The sequence below is a fragment of the Nocardia sp. 852002-51101_SCH5132738 genome (genome assembly GCF_001665695.1).
GTDB classification, from domain to species: domain Bacteria; phylum Actinomycetota; class Actinomycetes; order Mycobacteriales; family Mycobacteriaceae; genus Nocardia; species Nocardia nova.
Map to the genome: position 1 here is coordinate 12,246 of NZ_LZML01000159.1, position 24,814 is coordinate 37,059.

Sequence of the window (24,814 nt, forward strand, 5' to 3'; positions counted from 1 at the left end):
CTCACCGGTCCTTCACGCCCGGCGTTCGCCGAGGAGCAGGGCGACGATGGCCAGCGCGGTGTCGATCCGTGGTCGATCGCCGCCGAGCAGGGGTGCGTAGAGGTGCGCGTCGCAGATGCGGACGATGGCCTCGGCCAGGACGTCGGGGGCCAAGGGCAACGTCAGATTTCCCTGGCGCTGTTCGCTGTCGAGCAGTTCGGCGACCATGCGCGCCGACGTCGATTCGATCCTGCCGGGGAGCAGCGCGAGCCGGATGAACAGCGCCGGTTCGCGACTGGTGAGCGTCCGCAGCGGTTCGGACTCGGCGACCGCGTTCATCACCCGTTCGAGGGTGTCGAGAACGAGGGCCGCACCGGATCCCGTGGCGGTGGTGAAGACCTTGCGGTAGGTGCGTTCGGTGGCTTCGGCCAGCACGGTCGCGATGAGGTCGTCCCGGTTGCCGACGTGCCGGTACAGCGTCGCGCGTCCGATGCCCAGGTCGCGGGCGAGCACCGACATGTCGAGTTGTTCGCCTGCCAGGTACAGCTTCGTCGCCGCGTCGACGGCGCGACGCCCCTCGGAAGTAGCGATCATGTCGTCCATCTCCTCATACCGCGGCAGGCCGTGCCGGCTCGGCGGCCGTATCGAGCTGGTTGACGAATCCTCGACTCTGAGACACACTTGCGCAGTGTCTCACACAGGATGGCGTGGATCACATTGTTCCGGTGGTCTTCATGGCTGTCCTGCTCGTCGCCGATACCCCCGAGGAATTCGATGTCTACCGTTGAAACCGTCCGTGGACCCCTCGACACCGCCGCCCTGGGCAAGGTGCTGATGCACGAGCACGTTTTCGTGCTCGGCGAGGAGATGCGGCAGAACTATCCCGAATATCCGAATCAGTGGGATGAGGACGCGCGGGTCGCGGATGCGGTCGCGAAGTTGCGTGCATGCGCCGCGCGCGGGATCGACACGATCGTCGATCCGACGGTGATCGGGCTCGGTCGCTACATTCCGCGGATCCAGCGGATCAATGAGCAGGTCGACATCAATATCGTCGTGGCGACCGGTCTCTACACCTACAACGAGGTGCCGTTCCAGTTCCACTACACCGGCCCGGGCCTGCTGTTCGACGTCGACGAGCCGTTGGTCGAGCTGTTCGTCAAGGACATCCGCGAAGGGATCGCCGGAACCGGCGTGAAGGCCGCATTCCTGAAATGCGCGATCGAGGAACAGGGCCTGACGCCCGGAGTCGAGCGGGTGATGCGCGCGGTCGGCCAGGCCCACGTGGAGACCGGGGCGCCGATCACGGTGCACACGAACGTCCACAACCAGTCCGGCCTGATCGCGCAGAAGGTGCTCGCGGAGGAGGGGGTGGATCTCGGCAAGGTCGTCATCGGGCACTCGGGCGACAGCACCGATCTGGATTATCTGTGCGCACTCGCCGACGCCGGCTCCTATCTCGGCATGGACCGATTCGGACTCGACGTCTTGCTGCCGTTCGAGCAGCGAGTCGACACCGTGGTGCGACTGGTCGAGCGGGGGTACGCCGAGAAGATGGTCCTCGCCCACGACGCGGCGTGTTTCATCGACTGGTTCTCCGAGGAGGGCAAGGCCGCCGCCGTGCCGAACTGGAACTTCACCCATATCAGCGACGACGTGCTGCCGGCGCTGCGGGCGCGCGGCGTCACCGACGAGCAGATCGACACCATGCTCGTCCACAACCCGCGCCGCTATTTCGGTGCCTGAGCTCTGCACGGGCCGTGATGTGTTGCGCGCCCGGCGAAGTGCGAACGCGGCCGATCGAGGAGATGCACTGATGACAACCGAACCCGCGGTGATCGAGATTTCGCGCCGCGACAATCCCTTTCCGCGCACCGGCATCGCCGAACGTGACGGTGTCGCGCACTACACCGGCCTCCCGGCGACACTGCTGGATATGCTGCGCGCCCAGGTGGAGACGCGGCCCGAGAGTGAAGCGGTCGTCGAACTCGGAGCGGATCGCCTGACCTATCGGCAGTTGTGGGAGCGTGCCGCTCGGGTCGCCGGCGGTCTGCGTGCGGCCGGATTGGAACGCGGAGACCGTGTCGCGGTGCGGTATCCGGCCGGGGTCGACTGGGTGCTCGCCTTCTGGGGCACGGTGATGGCGGGCGGAATCGCCGTCGCGGTCAACATCCGCTCGGCCGGGCCGGAGGTCGAGTTCGTGCTGGCGGATTCGGGCGCACGGATCGACCTCGCTCCCGGCGTACCGCTTCCCGACGGCGAACCGGTTGTGACGCAGGATCTTTCGGCTTCCGACAGCGCGGCGATCTTTTACACCTCGGGCACCACGGGCCATCCCAAGGGTGTGCCCACCACGCACGAGGCGTTCGTGACCAATGCCGAGAACATGGTGCGCTGCATCGGACTGCCCCGCGATATCGGCGAGGGTATGCGGACGCTGATCTCTGTGCCGCTGTTCCACGTGACCGGCTGCAACTCCCAGCTGCTGACCGCCGTCCATCTTGGTGGGACCGCGGTGATCATGCCGGCGCTCGGTGTTCCAGAGCTGATCGCCGCGCTGTCGACGGAGCGGATTTCGTTCCTGGTGACGGTGCCGGCGGTCTATGCGCTGATGTTGCGGCACCCCGACTTCGCCGGCGCGGACACCGCCACCGTGCGCTGGGTGGGCTACGGCGGCGCGCCGATCGCACCGTCGCTGGTGCTGTCGTTGAAAGACGCGTTCCCCAACGCTCAGGTCTTCAACGGATACGGCATGACCGAGACCGCGTCCCTGATGACGGTGCTGCCCGACGGCGACGCCGTCGACCACGCCGATTCGGTCGGCTACGCGGTGCCCTCCGTCCAACTCGGCATCGCCCCCCTGGGCGAGGAGCCCGGCGTCGGCGAACTGGTCGTGCGCGGGGCGAATGTCACCGGCTGCTATTGGAATCGGCCCGAGGCCGACGCCGTCACCATCATCGACGGCTGGCTGCACACCGGTGACGTGGTCCGCGTCGACGACGCGGGGCGGGTGCACATCGTCGACAGGATCAAGGACATCATCAACCGTGGCGGGGAGAACGTCTCCAGCGTCGAGGTCGAAGCGGTCCTGCTCGCGGCGCCGGGTGTCACCGACGCCGCCGTACTCGCCGTGCCGGACGCGGTCATGGGGGAGAAGGTCGGCGCCGTGGTGGTCCCCGATCCGGGCGGGCTCGACATCCCCGCTCTGATCGAGCACTGCCGGCAACGGCTGGCCGACTTCAAAGTGCCGCAGTATGTGACCGTGGTGGGCGAGCCGTTGCCGCGCAACGCCGGCGGCAAACTGCTCAAGGCCGCGTTGCGGGAGCGGACGACGTGGGGCGACCCGCTGCGGTGAGAACGGCGACGCCGCCCGGCGATGCCGGTGGCCGGCAGTTTCGGGCCGGTGTGGCGGGGGTACTGCCGCCTCATGGGTTTCGAATCGGCGAATGTCGTGGACTTTCCGCAGGCCGAGGTCTTCGAATGGTTCACCCGGCCCGGTGCGCTGACCAGGCTGGCGCCGCCGTGGCAACCGGTGCGGGTGGTCCGCGAGGCGGGATCGCTGAAGGACGGGCGCGCCGAACTGGCGCTGCCCGGCAACCTGCGCTGGGTGGCCCGCCACGACCCGGTCGCCTACGACCCGCCGCACCGTTTCGCCGACGAACTCGTCGCCGAGGGCCCCGCCTCGGCCTTCGCGCACGTGGTGCCGTGGCGCCACACCCACGGCTTCGAGGCCGTCGACGCGGGGCGCACCCGGATCGTCGACGAGGTGGATACGCCCGTGCCCGCCGCGCTGCTGCGGCCCATGTTCGAATATCGTCACCGGCAGCTGGCCGGTGATCTGGCGGCCCACGCCCGGGCCGCCGAGAACGGCCTGCGATCGTCGACCATCGCGATCACCGGCGCCTCGGGACTGGTCGGGACGGCCCTGACCGCATTTCTGCGAACCGGCGGCCATCGCGTGATCCGGCTGGTGCGCGGGACCGCGCGCGAACGCGACGAGCGGCAGTGGGATCCGGCCGCGCCCGCCGCCGATCTGCTGGACGGAGTGGACGCGCTGATCCATCTGGCCGGGGCGCCGATCGCGGGCCGGTTCACCGACGAGCACAAACGCCGCGTGCGCGACAGCCGCGTGGGACCCACGCGCGCGCTCGCGGAGCTGGCCGCGCGAACCGGATTGCCGACCTTCGTCGGGGCCTCCGCGATCGGCTATTACGGTTACGACCTCGGCGATCGCGTGCTCACCGAGGACAGTCCGGCCGGTGACGGATTTCTGGCCGAGGTGGTCTCGGCCTGGGAGGAGGCCGATCGGCCCGCCCGTGAGGCCGGGGTCCGGGTGGTGCGGGTGCGGACCGGGCTGGTGCAGTCGCCGGCCGGCGGGCTGCTGCGCTTGTTGCGGCCGTTGTTCAGTGCCGGATTGGGCGGGCCCATCGCCGGTGGGCGGCAATGGATGTCGTGGATCGGCATCGACGACATGATCGACATCTACCACCGCACGCTGTGGGATACCGCGCTGTCGGGTCCGGTGAACGCGGTGGCACCGCATCCGGTCCGCAACGCCGAATACACCCGCACGCTGGCCCGCGTCGTCCACCGGCCCGCGATTCTGCCGGTGCCGCAGGTCGGTCCGGCGCTGCTGCTGGGCGGGCAGGGCGCGCGGGAGCTGGCCGCGGCGAGTCAGCGGGTGGAGCCGGCCCGGCTGCTGGCCACGGGCCATCACTTCCGCACCGACCGTCTCGAACCGGCGCTGCGGCATGTGCTGGGTCGGCTCGAGGCGCCGGGGGAGTAGACCGCCTCATCCCACCCACAGCAGTCCGATGACGGCCGCGCAGCCGAACACCAGCCACGCCGCGTAGTCGCCCAGATGCCCGCTGTGCAATCGGTGCAGTCCCTGCCGCACCGCCATCACCGCGGATGATCGAGAAGTATTGTCGCCCAGTCTGTTTCGCCGGTGGATGCCGAGCAGGGCGAGCGTCACCGCGGCCCCGGCGGACACCAGGCCGAGGATCGTTCCGTGCAGCGTCCAGCTCAGGTCCGGCGCGGACTGCGCCGAGACGACTCCCGACAACGCCCGGTCTCGATAGCCGATCCGATCGCAGAATTGCGCGGCCGCCGCGGCCACTTCACGGCCGAATCGTCCCGGAAGTCCGCTCAGCACACCGGCACTCAACAGCGCGAACACCGCCGCGAGCATCGTCGCCGGAATGCGGCCGGGCGGGGTGTCGGCATCGGGAGTCTCGTGCGCACCGGTGGTTTCGTCCGCCTCCGACGCCGGCCGGGGTGGACGGCCGACGCCGAAGAATACGCGCAACCCCACCCGCAGCACCGCGGCGCCGGTCAGCGCCGACACCGCGACCACGAGCACGGTCAGCGGTACCGAATGCGCGGACTCCTCCAGCAGCGATTTACCGAAACCGGTGCCCGACAGCGGAATTCCGATCAGCATGAGTCCGCCCAGCAGGAACGCCGCACCCACCACCCGGTGTCGCCGGGCGCGACCGTACAGCCGCACCTCGTCGAGAGATCGATACCGCGACAACAGAATTCCCGCCATGAGGAACAGCGCGCCCTTCACCGCGGCGTGCCCGGCCAGATACACCGCCGCGGCCGCCACGCCCTCCGGAGTCAATGCGGCCAGGCCGAGCAGGAACAGTCCGATGTGCGCGATGGTCGAATAGGCGAGCAGTCGCTTGATATGGCGCTGCAGGACACACATCACGGTGCCCAGCAGCGCGGTGCACACGGCCAGCACCAGCATCATCCGATGGACGCCCGCGGCCGGCAGCACGGTGTCGAACACTGCCCAATAGACCCGCGCCACACCGTAGATCCCCAGCGGCGCCATCGCGCCCGAGAACAGGACGCACACCGGAGTGGGGGCGACCGCGTGCGCGTCGGCCAGCCAGAAATGAAACGGCACCGCCGCCGCTTTCACCAGCCAGCCCGTCGCGATCAGCCCGAATGCGATGAGCACCAGCGCATCCGGCGTGCGCTGCGACAGCGCCAGGCTCAACTGCGGCAGACCCAGCTGACCGGTTCGCGCGTAGAGCAGTCCGATGCCGAACAGGCACAGATAGGCGCCCAGCGAATTGACGACCGCGAAGTTCAAGCCGCCCTGCACGGCTTCGGGCTCCTCGATCTCTAGACCGGTCAGGGCGTACGCGGCCACGCTCATCAGCTCGAAGAAGACGAACATGTCGAACAGGTCGCCGGTGAGGGCGTAGCCCGCCATGCCCGCGGTGAACAGCAACAGCAGAGCCGGATAGTGCGCGCGCACGGTGTCGAAATAGCGCCAGCCGAACAGCAGCGCCGTGGTCGCGAGCACGGCGATCAGCAGCACCATGGCCGCGCCCAGCCGGTCGGCGATCAGCACGATGCCCACCGCGAACCGCGGCCCGGGGTGCCAGCCGCCGACCCAGGTCACCACCGCGCCCGACCCCGTCGCGGCCAGCAGCCACCCGGCCAGGATCGCGGTGGCCAATGCGGTGAGCAGCGCCAGGGCGTCGACAGGGCGACGGGGTGCGATCCGCCCGAGGAGCAGCAGTACGCAGGCGCCGGCGATCGGCACCGTGACGATCAACGGCGGCAGCGCGCTCGCGGAACCGCCCATCAGCCGCGCAGGGCGTGCAGCTCATCGGGCACCACCGTGCCGTGCCGCTTGGCCACCTGGATCACCAGCGCCAGCAGCAGCGCGCTCACCGTCGCCGAGACCACGATGTCGGTCAGGGCCATGGCCTGCACCACCGGGTCCACCACCGGCGAACCGGGCGGATTGGCCTGCCCGAAAATGGGTGCGGTCGCCCCCTTCCGATATCCGACGGCCAGCAGCAGCACGTACGTACTCGACTGGGTCACCGATACGCACACCACGGTGTGGACCAGATGGCGGCTGCGGACGACGCCGAACAGTCCCATCAGCAGGATCCACACCGCGACCAGATACGGGAATACGCTCATCTCGCCCCTTCGTCGGCGCCCAGATACTCGTCGAGGAACTGGGCGAGCAGTACGACGATGCCGCTGCCCACCGCGATGCCGACCGCGCAGCTGAACAGCGCGACGGTGCCCGCGGAGAACAGATGTCCGCTCGTGCCCTTCGGCAGGAAGTTGGACAGGAATCCGGTGCCGGCCGCCAGCCCGGCGGCGCCGAGTGCGAGGACCGCGCCCATGCCGACCGCTTCCCCCGTCTCGTACCAGACCAGCGGCCGGACCCGCCGCAGTGCGCGATAGTCGCCGGCCACATATAAGAGGTGCAGGCCGGTGGCCAGCACCACCCCGCCCTGAAAGCCGCCGCCGGGGGTCAGGTGGCCGTGCACGACGACGTCGGCGCCGATCAGCAAGGTCACCGGCAGCAGGACATAGCCGGCCAGGCGGGTGGCGGCCAGCAGCGGTGGACGCGACGACGGGTCGATCGCCGGACGCGGTGGCCGGGGCTGGGAGGTGCGGCGCAGCAGTGTGGCAGCCCCGACCACGGCCGCCACCAGGATGGCTTCCTCGCCGAGGGTGTCGAACCCGCGCTGATCGAAGTTGATGGAGGACACCACATTCGGGCTGTTGCGGTGCAGCGCCTCGGTCACCGCGGCATCGCGGTAGGGGTGGAAGTCGTTGCCGAAATCCGGAATTCGCAGTATCGCGACGATCAGCGCGACACCCAATCCGAGGGCTCCGGCGGCGACCACCACGAGGCGCGCCCGGGTGCTCACGAGCGTCTCCGCCGGCGCACCGACCGCACGGCCAGCAACACCATCAGTGGCACCACCGCGGTGCCGACCGCGATCTGCGACAGTGCGACGTCGGGTGCGCCGAGCAGCAGGAACAGTGGCGACAACAGCGCCCCGTAGACGCCCAGCGTCACCGCCTGGCGCTGCGGGTTCTCGGTGCAGACCACGACGGTGGCCGCTACCGCCACCAGGACCAGTGCGAGGATGATCAGTACGTCCATCACGATTTCCGTTCGCCCAGAACGACATTCAGCTTGCCGATCGCCGCCGACGACACCGGCGCGGTGACCCATAGCAGTGCCGCGGTGAGGGCGACGATCGCGGTGGTGAGACCGGGGCCGTAGTCCAGCAGGACCGCCAGTGTCAGCAGCGGCCCGGTCACCGACGCGAGCATGCCGGGATAGTGCAGCCGCGCGTACACCCCGCGCGGTCGCAGCGCCGACCAGGAGGCCGCCACCGCCACCACGACCGCCGCGCCGAGTACGACGCCGGCCGCGATCGTGGCGGCATCAGTCATCGCCGGCCCCGGTCAACCGGGTGAACACCAGGGTTCCGGCGAAGGCGAGCAATGCCAGCACCGTCGCCACGATCAGATAGTCGGGGCGGCGAACGGCGAGGCTGATCGTGATCAGCGCCAGCACCGCGACTGTTCCGACCATTTGCATTCCGACCAGCCGGTGGGCCGCGATACCGCGCGCGGACAACCAGATTCCCGGCGGCAGGGCGCCCGCCAGCAGGGCGATCGAGGCGATGGTCCACATCAGCGTCGCCGGTCCGGGTCGCGGACCGCGCGTTGCAGCGCGGACTCGGGCAGCGGCAGGGTGTGCAGCCTGATCCGGGAATGTTCGGGATCGGAGTAGACCACCAGGGAACCGGGTGTCGCCGAGAGCAGAATCGTCGCGGCCGCTTCCCGTCCGTCTCGCTGTGCGGTCGAACCGGTTGCGGGCAAGGGTAATTCGATGAACCGCCCGGCCGGACGCCGACCGCGCGCCACCAGCGCGAGTGCTCCGGCGCCGTCTCGAACCACGGTGAGGGCGGTGCGCGCCACCCACCGCGGCAACCGGGCCGGGGGCCGCCAACTCCCGCCGACCGCACGTCGCGCCGCGCACGCGGCCACCGCGCACGGCAGCGCCGGCACCGCGGCGGCGATCAACTCCTCCCACGCCGCGACCGTCACCGTGGCTTGCCAGATGAGCACACAGATCAGCCACCAGGCCGCCGCTTCCGCCACGACACCGCCGCGCCGCATCCGCACCTCCTCCTCAGGGCCGCACCGGAACGGCGCATACCCGCTCGGCCTGCGGGTACCCGGCGATGCCGCCGTCAATCGCGGACCGCCGCCTGCCCGGTCCCCCTCCGACGTTTGGTTCCCCGGATGGCAGGGTATCGGCGACGACGAGCGGAAAATGCGGAGACGCGCCTGCGGGGCGGAAGGAGAGGACGTGTCCTTGAGCGAGTGGATTTCGCCGTCGGCGGACCCGGCGCCTGCGGGTTCGGTCGTCGGCGTGCGAGTACTCGCCCAAGCGCGCCAGTTGCTCATGCTGCGCGCTCTGGCCGAAACGGTCGCTTTGATGGCCGAATTCGCACTCGACGAGGTGACCGATATACGGGTGGCGCTGGACGAGATCGCCACCGCGCTGATCGAACGCGCCGTGCCCGGATCGTCGATCGAATGCGATTTCGGCTACGACGGTGACCGGATGTCGGTGGCGGTGACCGCGGTAGCGGTCACGCCGGAGGCGCTGCACCGGGACGGACTGGGCTGGCATGTGCTCACCTCCATCACCGACTCGCTAGAGGCCACCACGGCACCCTTCGATTCGGCGGTGGCCGGTTATCCGGTGACGGTGGAATTCCGGCGGTTGCGCCGGCACGGCAGCACCGCCTGAGTATCACCGCACGGGGCACGGCGAGGGTCCGGCAATCGTATTGCCGGACCCTCGAGTTGCGCGCCGGCCGTCGAATTTCAGCTCGCCGGAGTCAATTCCCGCAGGGGGGCATCGAGTTCGCTGCGATAGAAGTCGATGAATCCTTCCGGATCGGGTCCGGCGTTCTGCATCACCAGATGATCGAATCCGGCATCCACATATTGCTGCGCGACTTCCAGATAGCGTTTCGGATCGGAACCGCACGCGAATTGTTCGAGAATATCGTCGCGCCGCACGGTGGTGGTCGCCGCGGCGAAATTCACCGGATTCGGCAACTCGCTCATCACCTTCCATCCCGTGAGTGCCCAGCGGGTGGTGTCCAATGCGGCCTGCGCCGCGGTCTGTTCGTCGGGGGCCCAGGCCATTCCGACCTCGGCGTAGCCGCCGCCGCGCCCGCCGGCGCCGCGATAGGTGTCGACGATCTGCGCTTCGGGGTCGGTCGCGAACAGCCCGTCGCCGAGTTCGGCGGCGAGGCGGGCGGCGTCGGGGCCACCGGCGGCGACGATGATGTCGGGCAGCCGCTCGGGCAGGTCGAACACCCGCGCGTCCGAAATCGACAGGTACTCACCGCGATACGTGTGATACCCGCCGCGCCAGAGCAGCCGGATGATCTCGAGGGCCTCGCGCAACATGCGCTGGCGGATATCGATCGGCGGGAACTCCCGGCCCACCACGTGTTCGTTGAGCCGCTCACCGGAGCCGACCCCGAGATCGAAGCGTCCGTCCGACACCAGCGCCAAGGTGGCCGCGGCCTGCGCCACGATCGCCGGGTGATACCGGATGGTGGGGCAGGTGACGCCGGTGACCAGGCGGATGCGTTCGGTGCGTTCGGCGATGGCGCCGAAGACCGTCCAGGTGAAGGGGGAGTGGCCCTGATTGTCGAGCCACGGATGATAGTGATCGCTCATTTCCACGAAGTCGAATCCGGCCGCCTCACCACGAATCGCCTGTCGGATCAGTTCGCGCGGCCCATAGGATTCCGACGCCAGTTTGTAACCGATCTGCATTGCGGGGGCTCCTCACATGCGTGGGACAGTCGAGTCTCGGCTACCCAGCGTCGCGGCCGGCAACCGTACGCAGACGGGCTATACAGACCGCTTCGTCTTTGTTAGAAATGTGACAGCGGGATTTGCCTCGAAAAAGCGGGGCACTGCACATGTCGATTTCGCCTGGGAGATCGCACATGAAGACGAACGCCACATTCCGAATCGGTCATCACCGTTCCCTTCCCGTCCCGGGTCGCCCCGAGGCCCGGCTCAGTGCGATCATGCGCACCCACGGAGCCGCGGTCGTCCTGTCGGTGCGAGGCGAGGCCGATGCGTGCACTCTCGATGATTGGCGCCGCCTCGTACACCAGGGTGCGGCGCTCGCGGCAGCCCACGGCGGGCCGCTCGTCGTGGATACCGGCGGGCTCGGCTTCCTGGGTTGGCGCGCACTGGTCGTATTGGCCGAGGAGGCCGCCGACCAGCGTCGACGTGGTGTCGCGATCTGCCTGGTCAGCCGCACGCCGACGATCGCGCGGATGGCGGCGGTCGACCCGTTGACCGCCGAATTGCCCATCCATTCCACCGTGGTCGGCGCCTTGCACAGCCTGCCCGCCCCGCCCGCCGCCGCGAAGTGAGCCGACACAATCGTTGTCGGACTCGCAAGATCGTCGTAGCGTCGCTGGGGTGAGTGTTCCTCAGCATCTGCCCGCCACCGCGGGCGAACTGCGCGCCGCCGGTTATCAGCCGCGCGGGGTGAAATCCGAAATCCGCGAGAATCTTCTCGCCGCACTGCGATCCGGGACCGATCCGTGGCCCGGCATCGTCGGCTTCGACCGCACCGTCGTCCCGCAACTGGAACGGGCGCTGCTCGCCGGCCACGACGTGGTCCTGCTCGGCGAGCGCGGCCAGGGCAAGACCCGGCTGCTGCGCACCCTGGTGGGGTTGCTCGACGAATGGACGCCGGTGATCGACGGCGCCGAACTCGGCGAACATCCGCTGGCGCCGATCAGCCCGGCGGGCCGGCGGCTCGCGGCCGAACTGGGCGACGACCTGCCGGTGGCGTGGCGTCACCGCAGCGAACGCTACGCCGAGAAGCTCGCCACACCCGACACCTCGGTCGGCGACCTGATCGGCGATGTCGACCCGGTGAAGGTGGCCGAGGGCCGCAGTCTGGGCGATCCGGAAACCATCCACTTCGGGCTGGTCCCGCGCGCCCACCGCGGCATCGTCGCCATCAACGAATTGCCCGACCTCGCCGAACGGATCCAGGTCGCGCTGCTGAACGTGATGGAGGAACGCGACATCCAGGTGCGCGGTTACACGCTGCGGCTGCCGCTGGACGTGCTGCTGGTCGCCACCGCCAACCCGGAGGACTACACCAACCGCGGCCGCATCATCACTCCGCTCAAAGACCGCTTCGGCGCCGAGATCCGCACCCACTATCCGCTCGATGTGGAGGCCGAGACCGCGCTGGTGCGCCAGGAGGCCGAGCTGGTCGCCGAGGTCGGCGATCCGCTGCTCGAGGTTCTGGCCCGCTTCGTGCGCCAGCTGCGGGAATCGCCGGCGGTCGATCAGCGTTCCGGTGTCTCGGCGCGCTTCGCGGTGGCGGCTGCCGAGACCGTGGCCGCCGCCGCACTGCGCCGGACCGCGCTGACCGGTGAACATCCCGCCGTCGCCCGCCCGGTGGACCTGGAGTCGGTGCCCGCGGTGCTGCGCGGCAAGGTGGAATTCGAATCCGGCGAGGAGGGCCGCGAAACCGAGCACCTCACCCATCTGCTGCGGCGCGCCTTCGCCGAGACGGCACGCCGGCGGCTGGCCGGGGTGGATCTGCGACCGCTGGCCGAGGCGGTGAGCGCCGGCCATCCGGTCACCACCGGCGAACGGGTGCCGGGCCAGGAGGTGCTCTCGGCGCTGCCCGAGCTGCCGGTGCTGGCGCGGGTGGCCGAGCGGCTCGGCACCCAGTCCACCGATTCGCCGGCGCGTATCGCCGCGGCCGTCGAATTCGCTTTGGAGTCACTGTATTTGAGTCGTCAGCTGGCCAAGGATTCCGACGACGGCACAGCGACCTACGGCTCATGACGACCCCCGACCGCTACTCCTACGGCCCCTATCACGACGGTCCCGACCCGCTGGCGCCGCCGGTCGATCTCCGGGACGCGCTGGATTCCATCGGCCGCGACGTGATGGACGGCAGCTCCCCGCGCACCGCCCTGGAGGAGCTGCTGCGCCGCGGCACCGGCCGCACGCCCGGGCTGGACGAGCTGACCCGGCGGTTGTGGCAACGCCGTGCCGAGCTCACCCGGCAGCACCGCCTCGACGGTACCTTGCAGCAGGTGCGGGAACTGCTCGACCAGGCATTGGAGGCCGAACGCACCGCGCTGTTCCCCGACCCGGCCGATGATGCCCGCTTCGCGGAGGCGCAACTCGACGCGCTGCCGTCGAGTACCGCCGCCGCGGTGACCGAACTCGCCGACTACCAGTGGCGCTCGGAGACGGGGCGCGCCAACTACGAGCGGATACGGGAACTGCTCGGCCGCGAACTGCTCGACTCCCGCTTCCAGGGAATGAAGCAGGCGCTCGAGAATGCCACGCCCGAGGATGTCGAGCGGGTGCGGCAGATGATGTCGGATCTGAACCAGCTGCTCGCCGCCCACGCCCGCGGGGAGAACACCGAGCGCCAGTTCGCGGAGTTCATGGCCGAACACGGCGAGTTCTTTCCCGAAAACCCCCGCAACACCGAGGAATTGATCGACGCGCTGGCGGCGCGGGCGGCCGCCGCTCAGCGGATGATGAATTCGCTCTCGCCGCAGCAGCAGGCGGAGTTGAGCGAACTGATCGGCCAGGCCTTCGGCGATCCGCGTATCGCCGAACAGGTTTCGGCGCTGGATGCCGCGCTGCGCGCGCTGCGTCCGGGTGAGGACTGGGATTCGGGACAGCGGTTCCGGGGCCAGGATCCGCTCGGTCTCGGCGAGGGCGCACAGGCGATGCAGGATCTGGCCGAAATGGACGCGCTGGCCGAACAACTCGGCCAGTCCTATCCCGGCGCCCGGCTCGAGGATATCGACCTCGACGCCCTCACCCGTCAGCTCGGTGCCGACGCCGCCGTCGACGCCGCGCGGCTGGCCGAGCTGGAACGCGAACTGCGCCGCCAGGGTCTGTTCGAACGTGCTCCCGACGGGTCGCTTCGCTTGACGCCCAAGGTGTTACGCCGTCTCGGTGAGGTGGCGCTGCGCGATGTGATCGGGCGGTTGCGCGCTCAGCGCGGACAGCGGGCGACGGTGACAGCCGGGGCGGCCGGCGAACCCACGGGCGCGACGCGGCCGTGGCGCTTCGGCGACACCGAACCGTGGGATGTGTCGAAGACCGTGCGCAACGCGGTTCTTCGGTCGGCGTCGACGGGTAGCCGCCGGGTATCGCTGTCGGTCTCGGATGTCGAGATCACCGAAACCGATCAGCGGTCCCGCGCGGCGGTGGCCCTCTGTGTCGACACGTCGTGGTCGATGGTGCAGGACGGACGCTGGCTGCCGATGAAGCGGACCGCCCTGGCGCTGCATCAGCTGATCAGCACCCGATTCCGTTCCGACGCACTGGAAGTCGTGACCTTCGGCCGCCACGCCACCACGGTCGACATCGCGGAACTGACCGGCCTGGAGGCGGTCTGGGAACAGGGCACCAACCTGCACCACGCCCTGTTGCTCGCCGCCCGTCACCTGCGCCGCCACCCCGACGCGGTGCCGGTGGTCCTGGTGGTCACCGACGGCGAGCCCACCGCCCACCTGGAACCCGACGGCAGCTCGTATTTCAACTGGCCGCCCGACTCGCGGACCCTCGCGGTCACCATGGCCCAGGTCGACGTCCTCGCGAAGCTCGGTGCGTCGGTCTCGGTGTTCATCCTCGGCGAAAACCCCAGGCTCGCCGCGTTCGTCGACCTGATGGCCCGCCGCAGCGGCGGCCGCGTCATCGCCCCGGATCTCGACGGCCTGGGTGCGGCAGTGGTGTCGGACTACCTGAGCGGGCGGCGCCGATAGCGTCGACAGGACGAATGTTGTGGTTCGCGGTGGCGCCGCTCGCGTCGCCGCCGTGAGCCCAGCGGCGTGGGGGTTTCCCATCACGGGCAGGAGTCCGGTCGGCGATTCGGGGCAGGATGTCGGCATGAGATCTTCGGTGGACGACGCGTCTGTGATCTCGGAGCTGATCACCGAGTTCTGGGTGGCGACCGAGCGCGGGATTCCTCGCGAGATGGCGGCGTTGATGTGCGCCGAAGAAGCCGAACAATTCCTGGACGACGTGTCCGATCCGGACTACGACGAGCCGCCGGTCGATCCGATCGGTGCGCCCGCTTTCGAGGTATCCGGTATCCGCGTCTACGGCGATGTGGCCCTCGCGCGCATCACCCACGCACCGGACAACGTCGCCGTCCTGTTCTTCCGGCACGAAGCCGGGAGGTGGACGGTGTGCGCGGATGCCGACGAGGACCTGTCGGTGGACCAGTTCGAAGACGACGTGTGGCCGGCCTTGCCGGCGGATGCGACCGCCCTGATGCGCACCGTCGACGAACTGCGGCGCAAGCCGATCGGCGATCTGACCGTCGAGGATATGCGCTGCCTTCTGCAGCAACGCGTAGGTGTCGGCGTACTGCTGCCGCGCGTGCTGGTCCGGCTGAACTGGGATCCGCTGCTCGCGGGCGATCTGTTTCCGGGTGACCTGCTGGTCGCAACCCTGCGAGTCGACCGGGAACACTGGGAGCAGGATCCCGTCGCGCTCGTCCGGATACGACACGTCGTCGACAAGGTGCGAGATCTGGGGGATCTGACCCAGCACGGTGCACCGCACGAGGAAATATGGCGCGCTGTAACAGATTTCCTCACCGAGCTGCCCGGCGAAGGCTGAACGGATCGCCGGTGAACGGTCCGGCCCTCGAGTCCGGTGGCGTCGCGCACGAGCTCACCCGCAACGGGTGAAGCGCCGCACGGGGTCCGCGGCGTGAACTGGTCTGCGTACCGCGGTGGTCGCTGCCCCGGTGGAAGCACGGTCGCGGGAAGCCGTTCGGAGGAAGCCGGACGCTGTCATCGAGGAGACGTCATGCCCGTGTGGGATGTGTTCTGGCTGATCATCATGAGTTTCGCGTTCGCCGCGTATCTGATACTGCTGTTCTGGATCTTCACCGATCTGTTCCGGGATCGCGGCACGTCCGGCTGGGTGAAGGCGGTGTGGGTGGTGTTCATGTTCGTGCTGCCGCTGCTCACCTCGCTCGTCTACCTGATCGTGCGTGGCGGCGGCATGGCGCAGCGTTCGGCCCGGGCGGCGAAGGAGGCCGAGGAGGCGCAGAACGCCTACATCAAGGAGGTGGCCGGAACCAATTCGGCCACCCAGATCGCCGACGCCAAACGGCTCCTCGACGAGGGCACGATCACCGCGCAGGAGTTCGAGCAGCTGAAGAGCCGCGCCCTGGCCTGAGCCGCGGTGACGACAGGGTGCCTGCGCCCACCGCACGGCACAGGGGATCGAGAGGCGATGCGGTGCGCTACGAATTCATCGTCGCCGGGGAGCTGTCCGGCGACATCTGCGCCGAATTTCCCGAACTGGCCCGCAGTAGCGTGGCCGCGCCCGGCACCACCGCGCTGTTCGGCCCGCTCGAGGACTACACCGCGATGCGCAGCGTGCTGGCCCGCATCGATGCCCTGGGACTGACGTTGATCGAGATGCGCCGACTGCCGGATTGAGGCAACACGTGCGACGGCCTTCGGCCGACGTCGGCGCTCAGGAGTGCCCGTGTCCCACGTGCGGGCTGATCCGCCGCCATTCGCGTTCCCATTCGCCGGCCCGGCGCCGATCCAGTGCGTAACCGGTGCCTCGGGCGAGCGCGTAGGCCAGCGCCCAGCAGGCGAGCAGGGCGGCCGTGCCGGTGGCGATGCCCTTGGCGACCGCGGCGTCGTCGGCGACCGGCGGTGTGGTCGGATCACCGTGGGTGGTGAGCCACAACGGGATCCGGTCGCCGCGATGCGTGGTGCCGTCGACGTCGACCATCGCCTGGCCCGGTTGCCCGTCGCGGCTCCACTGCGCCTCGGCGCGGAGCTGATCGGCGAACATACCGCTGGGTGCCGGCATCCGGATCGGATCGCTCGTAACCTCCGCTGTCACAGCGGTTTTCGTGGCGTTTTCCGCGTGGATCGAGGCGAGCTCGGCCCGATACTGGGCGGTGCCGGCGGCGACGGCCAGCAGGATCGCGGCGAACGCGCCCACCACCAGTGCGAGCCGCAGCGCCTGTTCGAAGCGGTCGGCGCGGCGCATCAACGGCGAGCGGGTCCACGGCGCGATCCGTCCGGCCCGCAGCACCGCGTAGGTAGTACGCACCATTTCACTCTCCCACCACGACCGGCAGAGGCACGGTCGGAGAATAACCGTTCCCGCCCCGGACAAACGGCGTTCGGAGTGGATCTTCGCCACGATCGGCCACATGTTTGACCGGCATCTGCGTGGTTATCGCCATCAATGCGACCCGCATCGTGCGGGTGGTCCGGCAAATTCGGAAGGAGCACGGTATGAGTGCCATCGATAAGGCCAAGAACAAGCTCGAGGACGCCGCCGGCCAGGCGAAGGAGAAGCTCGGTGCCGCCACCGGCGATCCGGACAAGAAGAACGAGGGCAAGGCCGATCAGACCAAGTCGAACCTGAAGGACGCGGGCGAGAAGGTCAAGGACGCCTTCGATCACTGATCTCGTCCGGCACAACTCCTCCTCCCGAGGCCCGGACCGGTGCAGCAGATGCGCCCGGTCCGGGCCTCGCCGCGTTCCGCGGCGCTCGCGGCACATGTGCTGGAGCTGGGCTTATGCCGTTTCGGCTGTACAGACTGCTGTGTCTCTGTTATGAAGGTAGGGCGGGTCGGTCTTCATGTGGTAGGACGCCCGCAGCGGGCTCGTGCCCGTTGCCCTCGGCTCCGGTTGGAGACCTCAATGAGCTCGAGCGCCCAAGTACGACCCGTAACCCCCGCCGGTGAACCCGGCACCTCTCACGTTGCCGAAGCGCGCCTGTCCGCAGTTGTGCGCACTCGCGGCCCGGCGTTGGTGCTGTCGTTCCGCGGTGAGGCCGACAGCTACACGATGTTCGGATGGTGCGAACGCATCCGGTCCGCCGCCGAGAGCGGTATGCGCATCGTGGTGATCGACACCAATTGCCTGAGCTTCTTGTCTTGGCGCGCCCTGCTGACGCTGGCCCGCGAGGCGGAGGATTACCGGTCCGCGGGCGTGCATCTGTGCCTGGTCACCCAGTCCCGGACGATCAAGCGGATCGCCGAACTGGATTCGGTGACTCGGCAACTGCCGATCCATTCGACGGTCGTGAGCGCGGTCAGCCGTGCGCTGCACGACGTGACCGGGCCCGCGATCGCCGCCACCCCCGGGTGAGTCGCTACTCGTCGGGCAGCGGGAAGTAGGAATCGTCGTCGGTGCCGGATTCGCGCCGCACGATCTCCTCTACGGCATCGGTGTCACTCGCGCCGCCGGGTGAGCCGGTGCGGATCGAATCCAGGCCTTCGGTCGCACCGGATTCCGGAAGCGCCGGCTCGGCTGGCGGCCTGGTCCCCACATCGGGTTCCTCTTCGGCCAGACGTTGGGAGAGTGGCCGTTCCGTGCGCTGCTCGCCGGCCGTCATGCCGTAGCTGTCGACGCCCGACCAGTCGTCGGGCGGTTCCACGATCTCGTCGCCGTCGTCGTTGCCCACATCGTCGGAGTCCAGTCCCTCGGTCGAGGTGAGCAGGTCTTCGTCGGATTCGTTTCCAGCCATGTGCTCCGCGTGCCCCCAATCGCCTGCCGCAAACCGTCGGCGGCGCGCCCGTTCGTTTGGCCATCCGGGCGGCGGGTAGGCCGACGGTGGCCGTATCCAGCACACATGCAGATCGAGGTGACACGATGAAAGCAGTGACGTGGCAGGGCCGCCGCAAGATTTCGGTGGACGAGGTGCCCGACCCTCGGATCGAGGAACCGACCGATGCCATCATCGCCGTGACCTCCTCGGGTGTGTGCGGGTCGGATCTGCACCTCTACGAGGTGCTCGGCCCGTACATGAGTGCCGGCGATGTCCTCGGCCACGAGCCGATCGGGGTGGTGGTCGACGTCGGCTCGGAAGTGCGGTCGCTGTCGGTGGGTGACCGGGTGGTGGTGCCGTTCCAGATCGCCTGCGGGCACTGTGTCATGTGCGATACCGGTTTGCCGACGCAGTGCGAGACCACCCAGGTGCGCGAATACGGCAGCGGCGCAGCCCTGTTCGGATACTCCAAGCTCTACGGGCAGGTGCCGGGCGCGCAGGCACAGTACCTGCGGGTTCCGCACGCCGATTTCACCCACATCCCGATTCCGGCCGGCCCCGACGACAGCCGCTTCCTGTATCTGTCGGATGTACTGCCGACGGCGTGGCAGGCAGTGGAATACGCCGGCGTGCCCGACGGCGGCTCGGTGGCGGTGCTGGGGCTGGGGCCGATCGGGGATATGGCGTGCCGGATCGCCGCCCATCGCGGATACCGCGTGATCGGCGTGGACCGGGTGCCGGAACGATTGCGCCGGGTGGCCGATCGCGGTGTGGAGGTGGTCGATATGGAACAGATCGGCGCCTCGATCGGGGATGTGATCCGCGACCGCACCGACGGGCGGGGCCCCGACAGTGTGATCGACGCGGTAGGTATGGAGGCGCACGGATCACCGGTCGCGGAATTGGCGCAGCGCTCGGCCGGCTATCTTCCGGCGATGGTGTCGCAGAAGCTGATGGACACCGTCGGTATGGACCGGCTCGCGGCATTGAACAGCGCCATCGACATCGTGCGGCGCGGCGGCACGATCTCGCTGTCCGGGGTCTACGGCGGGATGGCCGACCCGTTGCCGATGCGCATCCTGTTCGACAAGCAGATTCAGTTGCGGATGGGTCAGGCCAACGTCAAGCGGTGGGTGGGTGACATCCTTCCGCTCCTGCAGGACGGTGATCCGCTGGGGGTGGAAACCTTTGCCACCCATCGGCTTCCGCTGTCGGAGGCGCCGCGGGTGTATCACGACTTCCAGCGCAAGGCCGACGGCATGGTGAAGGTGGTGCTCGACCCGGCCGCCGCGTGATCGCGGCTGCGGTCCTCGGCCTCGGTGTCCGAATCGCGTGGTGCCGCAATATATTTCCGCGTCCGACCAGTGCTTTCGCAATCGGTCGAGATCTCGGCGCATAGCCTCGGGAGGCCCGGGTAGAGCCTCTGATGTGGCCGGGCAGTACGCCGGTCGCGATCGAAGAAGTCCCTACTGCGAAGGAGGTCCGCAATGGCCGACCGGAACAATCCCGGACAGTTCGGCAACCGCAGCGACACCGAGGAACAGGCTCGTCGCGGCGGACGGGCCAGCACGGGTAGCTTCGGCCAGCGCAACGCCGCCGATCCGCACGAAGCCGGGCGCAAGGGCGCCCAGGCGCAGCCGACCGCGGCCAAGCAGGCCGGCGGTCAGCACAGCCACGGCGGTCGCTGACCCGAATCGCCACGACGGACTCGACAGCGTAGGCCGGATCATCGATCCGGCCTACGCGGCTGTCGGGCCCCGCACACCACGATGTCTTCAGCCGCCGGCCCGGGTTCGGGCACGGTCTTCGCGGTACGGCGTCGGGCGGGTGTGAAAACTCTCGGGCTCGGATTCGCGCCTCGCGGAGGTGCGGGAGGCGGAGCCCGAGAAGCCCTCGGGAATTTCGGTCGCCGCGGCTGCTCCGATCGCGGAATTCCGACGTTCTCGAGATTGTTCCATTTTTGTGGTTAACATCTGGCACTCATCTCTCGATGCTAGATATGTCGTTGAATGTGACGGCACCGGTCCGCCGGTTCCGGCGGTTCGGATCGGGTATCACGCGTTCGGCCGCGAGCATCGGCGCTCGGTGGCGCAAGGATTGAACAGGGCGGTTCGGCAATGAAGCCGATTCTCACCGCAGGTAACGACTATCCCGCGAAACGAAACGGTGTGCGATGGACATCGATCAGCGTTACCGTCAGAGTAGTTCGACCACCATCACCGCAGCGGAGCTGGCTACCTTGCTGCACAAGTCCGCGGCCGGGGACGCCGAATCCTTCGCCGCCTTCTATCGCAGCACCAATTCCCGTCTGATGGCACGGTTGACCGCTATTCTGCGCAGCCCCGGATTGGCTCAGGAGGTGAGCCAGGAGGTCTATCTGCAGGCGTGGGCCGCGGCCGGCGAATACGACGCCGGGCGGGCCAGCCCGATGGCCTGGCTGATGATGTTCGCGCACCGGCGTGCGGTCGACCGGGTGCGCTCGGAGCAATCGCTGGCGGACCGGGAGCGCGCGTTCGGTCGCAATCAGTATCAGCCGGAATGTGATGTGGTGTTCGACGAGGTGACGCAGCGGCTCGACGAGCGGTCGGTCGCGGGGGAGGTGCACCGGCTGGGTCATCGCCAGCGGGAGGCGATCCTGCTCGCCTTCTACGGTGGTCGCACCTATCCGGAGGTGGCGCAGGATCTGGGTATCCCGCTGCCTACCGCGAAGGCCCGTATCCGGGCCGGTTTGAAAACACTCGGTTCCAGACTTTCGGAGAAGTCGCGCGACGAGACGAAGTGAGCGCAGCCGCTTCCCGGTAGTTGGTATTTCTACCCCCTAGGGGTATATTGCGAGGTGTCGCTTCGGCGGCGGCGCCCGCCTTCTCGACGGCTATGATCTACTAGTTACGTACATAAGTAGTAGATGTAAACGAGGCTACGGTGGCGGTCCCCATTGCTGGGACGGCCACCGGTTCGGTGTTCGGCAGCGCCGTGCGAAGGTGTTGTGCGGCAAAGACACTCGCGGTGAGGAGGCTGGGTTGGTGGATCGGTGTCCGACCCGGCCCGTGCCCCGGCCGCGGCGAGGTGTCGCGGCCCTGATCTTCGTCTTCCTCCTCACTCTCGTCGCGCTGCACACCGATTGCACGGTCGCCGAGGCGGAGACATCCGGCGCCGCTGCCTCCTCCGCCGCCGCGAAATCGGCACTCGTCCACCTCGGTTCCCATCTGCCCGCCTGGGACGATTGCTGTGCGCACGACCGGCACATGGTGCTGGACTCGGTGCTCCCGGCCGATCCGGCGAAACTCTGGCCACCGGGTCAGCTGTGGGCTGCGGCGGAGCCCGCCACCGCCGCCACGTCGCATTTTCTCGCGACCGCCGTGCGCGGACCGCCGGGCCCGCCGCCGCGCACCGGTCGCGACATTCTGACGCATTTCGGTATCGCCCGCCGCTGATCGGTCAGCGACAGGCCGCCGGCCCTCATGCCGGCGGCCGGTGTCCGCTGCCCGCATCCGTACCGCCCGCACCGGGCGGAGACACCGAAAGCGACAGTCATGGACGACATCGTGCTCGACCACCCACAGCCGATTCCGGCAGCACCGATCCCGGCGCAGCGTCCGCGCGGACTGGTGGGCAATACACCGGTGCTGTGGATCGGCGAACCGCTGAGCGGTCGCGGCCGCGGCTTCTGGGCCAAGCTCGAAGGCGCCAATCCGGGCGGTATGAAAGACCGCCCGGCGTTGCACATGGTGCGCCGCGCCGAACATCGCGGCGACCTGCGCCCCGGTGCGCGCATCGTCGAATCATCGAGCGGCACCTTGGGATTGGGTCTTGCGCTGGCGGGGATGGTGTACGCGCATCCGGTGACCGTGGTCACCGACCCCGGCATGGAACCGATGGTGGTGCGACTGCTGCGGGCCTACGGCGCGCAGGTGGAGACGGTCACCGAGCCGCATCCGGCCGGCGGCTGGCAACAGGCGCGACGCGACCGGGTCGCGGCTCTCCTGGCCGCCGAACCGGAGGCCTGGAGTCCTGACCAGTACAGCAATCCCGACAATGTGGACGGCTACGAATCGCTGGCCCTGGAAATGGTGCAGCAATTGGGCCGCGTCGATGTGCTGGTGTGCGCGGTCGGGACCGGCGGGCATTCCGCGGGCGTGGCGCGGGTGCTGCGCCGGAACAATCCGCGGCTGCGGCTGATCGGCGTCGACACCGTGTCCTCGACGATTTTCGGCCAGCCGGCCGGGCCGCGCCTCATGCGTGGGCTGGGCTCGAGCATCCATCCGCGCAACGTCGACTACGCCGCCTTCGACGAAATCCATTGGGTGGCACCGGCCGAGGCGGTGTGGGCCTGCCGGACACTGGCCGCCACCCATCACGCCAGCGGCGGCTGGAGTGTCGGCGCGGTGGCGCTGGTGGCGGGCTGGGCCGCGCGCGTGCACGACACCGGCACCCGGATCGCCGCGGTCTTTCCCGACGGGCCGCATCGCTACGCCGACACCGTCTACAACGACGCCTACTGCGACGAACACGGTCTGCTCGATGCCGATCCACCCGTCGAACCCGACACGATCGGCCATCCCGCCGAGCGAGTGGTGACCTCGTGGACTCGCTGCACCACCGTCGTCGACCCCCGCACCTTCGACCCGGAGCCCGCCGCATGAGTCTGTTCGCCCGATTCCGCAGCTTCGACCCGGCGGCTCGGCTGCTGATGATCAACCAGTTCGGCATCAACCTGGGCTTCTACATGCTCATGCCGTACCTGGCCGGATATCTCGCCGGGCCGATCGGTCTGGCGGCGTGGGCGGTCGGGCTGGTGCTGGGCGTGCGCAACTTCTCCCAGCAGGGCATGTTCCTCGTCGGCGGCACGCTCGCCGACCGGCTCGGGTACAAACCGCTCATCGTGGCGGGCTGTCTGCTGCGCACGGCGGGATTCGCCCTGCTGATCTTCGCCACCTCCCTGCCGATGCTGCTGATCGCCTCGGCCGCAACGGGTTTCGCTGGTGCGCTGTTCAATCCGGCGGTGCGCGCGTACCTGGCCGCGGAGACCGGTGAACGCCGGGTCGAGGCATTCGCGGTCTTCAACATCTTCTATCAGGCCGGTATCCTCGTCGGTCCGCTGGCCGGGCTCGCCCTGCTGGTCACCGACTTCCGGGTGACCGCCGCGGCCGCCGCCGTCGTCTTCGCCGTGCTGACGCTCGCGCAACTGTTCGCGCTGCCGCCGCGGCGGGCGGGCGATCCCGCGGTGCGCACGACGGTGCTCGAGGATTGGCGGACCGTACTCGCCAACCGGCGATTCCTGGCCTTCGCCGTCGCGATGATCGGCTCGTACGTGCTGTCCTTCCAGGTCTATCTGGCGCTGCCGTTGCAGGCCGAATATCTGAGCCCCGCCCACGCGCAGGCGTTGACTTCGGCGTTGTTCGTGGTGTCGGGGGTGGTCGCGGTGGCCGGGCAGCTGCGCATCACCGCATGGTTTCGCCGCCGGTGGGGGACCGGCCGCGGTCTCGTGGCCGGCATGGGCGTGCTGGCCGCGTCCTTCCTGCCGCTGCTGCTGATACCGGGGCCGCGGCCGTTCGGCACGGTGGCTGCCGTTGCGGCGCTGCTGATGTCGGCGGCGATTCTGGCGGTCGGAACCGCGGCGGTCTTCCCGTTCGAAATGGATACGGTGGTCTCGCTGTCCGGAGGCGCACTCGTGGCCACGCACTACGGGTTGTACAACACGGTGGTCGGAGTCGGGATCCTGACCGGCAACCTCGTCACCGGCGTGGTGGTCGACGCCGCGCGGTCGGCCGGACTCGACGCGCTGGTGTGGGGTGGCTTCGCCGCGATCGGGGCCCTCGCGGCCGTCGCGCTGGCCGTGCTCGAGCGGACCGCACGCGCGCAATCCCTTGACGAAGAAGCTGTTTCGACGGAGTCGGTGCGCGAATCCGCGTGATCGGCGGTGTCCGGTACTCGTCCGCAGCCGCGGACGAGTACCGGACAGGTCATGCGCGTCGCAGTTCCAGCACCGGAATGGTGCGGATGCCTTCGGTTTTGCGGGCGTAGCCGGCGAATCCGGGATAGCGGCGGGCCTGTTCGGCGAAGATCCGGTCGCGGCGCTCACCGGTCACCTCGGTCACCGACACCGGATAGCGGTCGGTGCCGCGTTCGATCTCCGCCGACCCGGCGGTGGTCAGGTTGTAGTACCAGTCCGGATTGGTCGGAGCCCCGGCCTTGGACGCGAAAATGTAGATGGCGTCGGGGTTCTCCTCGTCGGCCAGGTACATCATCGGTGTCACCAGTTCGCGGCCGGATTTGCGGCCGCGGTGATGCACCAGCACCATCGGCGCGCCCTCGAAATCGCCGCCGACGCGGCCCTCGTTGGCTCGAAATTCCTCGATGATCGCGGTGTTCCAATCGCTCATGAGCTGCATTCTGCTGT

General features: G+C 68.8%; 30 protein-coding genes. 18 read left to right on the forward strand and 12 right to left on the reverse strand.

Going from position 1 to position 24,814, the window contains the following annotated elements; translation table 11 throughout:
- Positions 1 to 12 precede the first annotated feature (12 nt).
- Positions 13 to 573, reverse strand: coding sequence for a QsdR family transcriptional regulator (locus tag A5789_RS24450; protein WP_064906969.1), 561 nt, complete (start codon positions 571 to 573; stop codon positions 13 to 15).
- A gap of 180 nt (positions 574 to 753) precedes the next feature.
- Here A5789_RS24450 and A5789_RS24455 point away from each other — a divergent pair, with 180 nt between their 5' ends.
- The 3 genes from A5789_RS24455 to A5789_RS24465 all read left to right on the forward strand — a co-directional run bounded on the left by A5789_RS24455 (position 754) and on the right by A5789_RS24465 (position 4,765).
- Positions 754 to 1,725, forward strand: a complete 972-nt coding sequence (locus A5789_RS24455; protein ID WP_064906956.1) for a phosphotriesterase — start codon at positions 754 to 756, stop codon at positions 1,723 to 1,725.
- An 88-nt stretch (positions 1,726 to 1,813) separates the two neighbouring features.
- The gene (locus tag A5789_RS24460; RefSeq protein WP_064906968.1) at positions 1,814 to 3,334 is read left to right on the forward strand and encodes a class I adenylate-forming enzyme family protein; all 1,521 of its coding nucleotides are present in this window, start codon (positions 1,814 to 1,816) and stop codon (positions 3,332 to 3,334) included.
- A 72-nt stretch (positions 3,335 to 3,406) separates the two neighbouring features.
- Complete coding sequence (locus A5789_RS24465; protein ID WP_064906955.1) at positions 3,407 to 4,765, forward strand: TIGR01777 family oxidoreductase; 1,359 nt, start codon at positions 3,407 to 3,409, stop codon at positions 4,763 to 4,765.
- A 6-nt stretch (positions 4,766 to 4,771) separates the two neighbouring features.
- Here the strand turns inward: A5789_RS24465 and A5789_RS24470 are convergent, their stop codons facing one another.
- From A5789_RS24470 to A5789_RS37425, 7 genes are read right to left on the reverse strand one after another with little or no spacing between them, the layout of a single operon-like run.
- On the reverse strand, positions 4,772 to 6,586 hold the full coding sequence (locus A5789_RS24470; RefSeq protein ID WP_064906954.1) for a complex I subunit 5 family protein: 1,815 nt from the start codon (positions 6,584 to 6,586) through the stop codon (positions 4,772 to 4,774).
- Entirely contained in the window at positions 6,586 to 6,933 is a 348-nt protein-coding gene (locus A5789_RS24475; RefSeq protein ID WP_063018968.1) for a sodium:proton antiporter, read from the reverse strand. Before A5789_RS24475 ends, A5789_RS24470 begins: the two co-directional genes overlap by 1 nt.
- Positions 6,930 to 7,679, reverse strand: coding sequence for a hydrogen gas-evolving membrane-bound hydrogenase subunit E (gene mbhE, locus A5789_RS24480; protein WP_064906953.1), 750 nt, complete (start codon positions 7,677 to 7,679; stop codon positions 6,930 to 6,932). Before mbhE ends, A5789_RS24475 begins: the two co-directional genes overlap by 4 nt.
- The gene (locus tag A5789_RS24485; protein ID WP_064906952.1) at positions 7,676 to 7,918 is read right to left on the reverse strand and encodes a DUF4040 domain-containing protein; all 243 of its coding nucleotides are present in this window, start codon (positions 7,916 to 7,918) and stop codon (positions 7,676 to 7,678) included. The genes mbhE and A5789_RS24485 overlap by 4 nt, the downstream gene beginning before the upstream one ends.
- Entirely contained in the window at positions 7,918 to 8,214 is a 297-nt protein-coding gene (locus A5789_RS24490; protein ID WP_064906951.1) for a monovalent cation/H(+) antiporter subunit G, read from the reverse strand. The genes A5789_RS24485 and A5789_RS24490 overlap by 1 nt, the downstream gene beginning before the upstream one ends.
- Complete coding sequence (locus tag A5789_RS24495; protein WP_064906950.1) at positions 8,207 to 8,458, reverse strand: MrpF/PhaF family protein; 252 nt, start codon at positions 8,456 to 8,458, stop codon at positions 8,207 to 8,209. The genes A5789_RS24490 and A5789_RS24495 overlap by 8 nt, the downstream gene beginning before the upstream one ends.
- Entirely contained in the window at positions 8,458 to 8,946 is a 489-nt protein-coding gene (locus A5789_RS37425) for a Na+/H+ antiporter subunit E (RefSeq protein WP_064906949.1), read from the reverse strand. Before A5789_RS37425 ends, A5789_RS24495 begins: the two co-directional genes overlap by 1 nt.
- Before the next feature lie 193 nt (positions 8,947 to 9,139).
- On the opposite strand from A5789_RS37425, the gene A5789_RS24505 reads away from it, so the two are divergent.
- The gene (locus A5789_RS24505) at positions 9,140 to 9,586 is read left to right on the forward strand and encodes an ATP-binding protein (protein WP_227463021.1); all 447 of its coding nucleotides are present in this window, start codon (positions 9,140 to 9,142) and stop codon (positions 9,584 to 9,586) included.
- Between the two features lie 77 nt (positions 9,587 to 9,663).
- On the opposite strand, the gene A5789_RS24510 is transcribed toward A5789_RS24505, so the two are convergent.
- On the reverse strand, positions 9,664 to 10,632 hold the full coding sequence (locus tag A5789_RS24510; RefSeq protein WP_064906947.1) for a TIGR03557 family F420-dependent LLM class oxidoreductase: 969 nt from the start codon (positions 10,630 to 10,632) through the stop codon (positions 9,664 to 9,666).
- Between the two features lie 260 nt (positions 10,633 to 10,892).
- Between A5789_RS24510 and A5789_RS24515 the strand changes: the two genes are divergently transcribed.
- The 6 genes from A5789_RS24515 to A5789_RS24540 all read left to right on the forward strand — a co-directional run bounded on the left by A5789_RS24515 (position 10,893) and on the right by A5789_RS24540 (position 16,334).
- Positions 10,893 to 11,246: an STAS domain-containing protein gene (locus A5789_RS24515; protein ID WP_146101037.1), complete on the forward strand. Its 354-nt coding sequence runs from the start codon at positions 10,893 to 10,895 to the stop codon at positions 11,244 to 11,246.
- Between the two features lie 49 nt (positions 11,247 to 11,295).
- Complete coding sequence (locus A5789_RS24520; RefSeq protein WP_064906945.1) at positions 11,296 to 12,690, forward strand: ATP-binding protein; 1,395 nt, start codon at positions 11,296 to 11,298, stop codon at positions 12,688 to 12,690.
- The gene (locus A5789_RS24525; RefSeq protein ID WP_064906944.1) at positions 12,687 to 14,639 is read left to right on the forward strand and encodes a VWA domain-containing protein; all 1,953 of its coding nucleotides are present in this window, start codon (positions 12,687 to 12,689) and stop codon (positions 14,637 to 14,639) included. The genes A5789_RS24520 and A5789_RS24525 overlap by 4 nt, the downstream gene beginning before the upstream one ends.
- A gap of 124 nt (positions 14,640 to 14,763) precedes the next feature.
- Positions 14,764 to 15,501: a contact-dependent growth inhibition system immunity protein gene (locus tag A5789_RS37430; RefSeq protein WP_227463020.1), complete on the forward strand. Its 738-nt coding sequence runs from the start codon at positions 14,764 to 14,766 to the stop codon at positions 15,499 to 15,501.
- A gap of 192 nt (positions 15,502 to 15,693) precedes the next feature.
- Complete coding sequence (locus A5789_RS24535) at positions 15,694 to 16,068, forward strand: PLDc N-terminal domain-containing protein (protein WP_063019181.1); 375 nt, start codon at positions 15,694 to 15,696, stop codon at positions 16,066 to 16,068.
- Positions 16,069 to 16,130: 62 nt separating this feature from the next.
- The gene (locus A5789_RS24540) at positions 16,131 to 16,334 is read left to right on the forward strand and encodes a hypothetical protein (protein WP_030518397.1); all 204 of its coding nucleotides are present in this window, start codon (positions 16,131 to 16,133) and stop codon (positions 16,332 to 16,334) included.
- 37 nt (positions 16,335 to 16,371) lie between these two features.
- Here the strand turns inward: A5789_RS24540 and A5789_RS24545 are convergent, their stop codons facing one another.
- Positions 16,372 to 16,968, reverse strand: a complete 597-nt coding sequence (locus A5789_RS24545; RefSeq protein ID WP_063019179.1) for a hypothetical protein — start codon at positions 16,966 to 16,968, stop codon at positions 16,372 to 16,374.
- A gap of 185 nt (positions 16,969 to 17,153) precedes the next feature.
- Here A5789_RS24545 and A5789_RS24550 point away from each other — a divergent pair, with 185 nt between their 5' ends.
- Together A5789_RS24550 and A5789_RS35940 are read left to right on the forward strand one after the other, a co-directional pair.
- Positions 17,154 to 17,327, forward strand: a complete 174-nt coding sequence (locus tag A5789_RS24550) for a CsbD family protein (protein WP_030518399.1) — start codon at positions 17,154 to 17,156, stop codon at positions 17,325 to 17,327.
- 237 nt (positions 17,328 to 17,564) lie between these two features.
- Positions 17,565 to 18,014 (forward strand): STAS domain-containing protein, encoded by a 450-nt coding sequence (locus A5789_RS35940; RefSeq protein WP_193615564.1) that lies wholly within the window; start codon positions 17,565 to 17,567, stop codon positions 18,012 to 18,014.
- A 4-nt stretch (positions 18,015 to 18,018) separates the two neighbouring features.
- Here the strand turns inward: A5789_RS35940 and A5789_RS24560 are convergent, their stop codons facing one another.
- A complete protein-coding gene (locus A5789_RS24560; RefSeq protein ID WP_063019175.1) occupies positions 18,019 to 18,393 on the reverse strand; it encodes a hypothetical protein in 375 nt (124 codons plus the stop codon).
- Positions 18,394 to 18,518: 125 nt separating this feature from the next.
- Between A5789_RS24560 and A5789_RS24565 the strand changes: the two genes are divergently transcribed.
- The 6 genes from A5789_RS24565 (at position 18,519) to A5789_RS24595 (ending at position 24,328) form a co-directional block, all read left to right on the forward strand.
- On the forward strand, positions 18,519 to 19,709 hold the full coding sequence (locus A5789_RS24565) for an alcohol dehydrogenase catalytic domain-containing protein (protein ID WP_063019173.1): 1,191 nt from the start codon (positions 18,519 to 18,521) through the stop codon (positions 19,707 to 19,709).
- Positions 19,710 to 19,901: 192 nt separating this feature from the next.
- Positions 19,902 to 20,102, forward strand: coding sequence for a hypothetical protein (locus A5789_RS24570; RefSeq protein ID WP_064906942.1), 201 nt, complete (start codon positions 19,902 to 19,904; stop codon positions 20,100 to 20,102).
- A gap of 485 nt (positions 20,103 to 20,587) precedes the next feature.
- Entirely contained in the window at positions 20,588 to 21,196 is a 609-nt protein-coding gene (locus tag A5789_RS24580; RefSeq protein ID WP_063019167.1) for a sigma-70 family RNA polymerase sigma factor, read from the forward strand.
- 241 nt (positions 21,197 to 21,437) lie between these two features.
- Entirely contained in the window at positions 21,438 to 21,848 is a 411-nt protein-coding gene (locus A5789_RS24585; RefSeq protein ID WP_146101039.1) for a hypothetical protein, read from the forward strand.
- 99 nt (positions 21,849 to 21,947) lie between these two features.
- Positions 21,948 to 23,057, forward strand: a complete 1,110-nt coding sequence (locus A5789_RS24590; RefSeq protein WP_063032123.1) for a PLP-dependent cysteine synthase family protein — start codon at positions 21,948 to 21,950, stop codon at positions 23,055 to 23,057.
- Positions 23,054 to 24,328, forward strand: a complete 1,275-nt coding sequence (locus A5789_RS24595; protein ID WP_063019163.1) for an MFS transporter — start codon at positions 23,054 to 23,056, stop codon at positions 24,326 to 24,328. The genes A5789_RS24590 and A5789_RS24595 overlap by 4 nt, the downstream gene beginning before the upstream one ends.
- A gap of 49 nt (positions 24,329 to 24,377) precedes the next feature.
- Here the strand turns inward: A5789_RS24595 and A5789_RS24600 are convergent, their stop codons facing one another.
- On the reverse strand, positions 24,378 to 24,806 hold the full coding sequence (locus tag A5789_RS24600) for a nitroreductase family deazaflavin-dependent oxidoreductase (protein ID WP_063019192.1): 429 nt from the start codon (positions 24,804 to 24,806) through the stop codon (positions 24,378 to 24,380).
- Between the last annotated feature and the right edge of the window lie 8 nt (positions 24,807 to 24,814).

Coding starts and splice junctions, on each gene's coding strand:
- A5789_RS24450 (WP_064906969.1), bottom strand. CDS start 573: ATGATCGCTACTTCCGAGGGGCGTCGCGCCGTCGACGCGGCGACGAAG.
- A5789_RS24455 (WP_064906956.1), top strand. CDS start 754: ATGTCTACCGTTGAAACCGTCCGTGGACCCCTCGACACCGCCGCCCTG.
- A5789_RS24465 (WP_064906955.1), top strand. CDS start 3,407: ATGGGTTTCGAATCGGCGAATGTCGTGGACTTTCCGCAGGCCGAGGTC.
- A5789_RS24470 (WP_064906954.1), bottom strand. CDS start 6,586: ATGGGCGGTTCCGCGAGCGCGCTGCCGCCGTTGATCGTCACGGTGCCG.
- A5789_RS24475 (WP_063018968.1), bottom strand. CDS start 6,933: ATGAGCGTATTCCCGTATCTGGTCGCGGTGTGGATCCTGCTGATGGGA.
- A5789_RS24485 (WP_064906952.1), bottom strand. CDS start 7,918: ATGGACGTACTGATCATCCTCGCACTGGTCCTGGTGGCGGTAGCGGCC.
- A5789_RS24490 (WP_064906951.1), bottom strand. CDS start 8,214: ATGACTGATGCCGCCACGATCGCGGCCGGCGTCGTACTCGGCGCGGCG.
- A5789_RS24495 (WP_064906950.1), bottom strand. CDS start 8,458: ATGTGGACCATCGCCTCGATCGCCCTGCTGGCGGGCGCCCTGCCGCCG.
- A5789_RS37425 (WP_064906949.1), bottom strand. CDS start 8,946: ATGCGGCGCGGCGGTGTCGTGGCGGAAGCGGCGGCCTGGTGGCTGATC.
- A5789_RS24510 (WP_064906947.1), bottom strand. CDS start 10,632: ATGCAGATCGGTTACAAACTGGCGTCGGAATCCTATGGGCCGCGCGAA.
- A5789_RS24515 (WP_146101037.1), top strand. CDS start 10,893: ATGCGCACCCACGGAGCCGCGGTCGTCCTGTCGGTGCGAGGCGAGGCC.
- A5789_RS24525 (WP_064906944.1), top strand. CDS start 12,687: ATGACGACCCCCGACCGCTACTCCTACGGCCCCTATCACGACGGTCCC.
- A5789_RS37430 (WP_227463020.1), top strand. CDS start 14,764: ATGAGATCTTCGGTGGACGACGCGTCTGTGATCTCGGAGCTGATCACC.
- A5789_RS24535 (WP_063019181.1), top strand. CDS start 15,694: ATGCCCGTGTGGGATGTGTTCTGGCTGATCATCATGAGTTTCGCGTTC.
- A5789_RS24545 (WP_063019179.1), bottom strand. CDS start 16,968: ATGGTGCGTACTACCTACGCGGTGCTGCGGGCCGGACGGATCGCGCCG.
- A5789_RS24550 (WP_030518399.1), top strand. CDS start 17,154: ATGAGTGCCATCGATAAGGCCAAGAACAAGCTCGAGGACGCCGCCGGC.
- A5789_RS35940 (WP_193615564.1), top strand. CDS start 17,565: ATGAGCTCGAGCGCCCAAGTACGACCCGTAACCCCCGCCGGTGAACCC.
- A5789_RS24560 (WP_063019175.1), bottom strand. CDS start 18,393: ATGGCTGGAAACGAATCCGACGAAGACCTGCTCACCTCGACCGAGGGA.
- A5789_RS24565 (WP_063019173.1), top strand. CDS start 18,519: ATGAAAGCAGTGACGTGGCAGGGCCGCCGCAAGATTTCGGTGGACGAG.
- A5789_RS24570 (WP_064906942.1), top strand. CDS start 19,902: ATGGCCGACCGGAACAATCCCGGACAGTTCGGCAACCGCAGCGACACC.
- A5789_RS24580 (WP_063019167.1), top strand. CDS start 20,588: ATGGACATCGATCAGCGTTACCGTCAGAGTAGTTCGACCACCATCACC.
- A5789_RS24590 (WP_063032123.1), top strand. CDS start 21,948: ATGGACGACATCGTGCTCGACCACCCACAGCCGATTCCGGCAGCACCG.
- A5789_RS24595 (WP_063019163.1), top strand. CDS start 23,054: ATGAGTCTGTTCGCCCGATTCCGCAGCTTCGACCCGGCGGCTCGGCTG.
- A5789_RS24600 (WP_063019192.1), bottom strand. CDS start 24,806: ATGCAGCTCATGAGCGATTGGAACACCGCGATCATCGAGGAATTTCGA.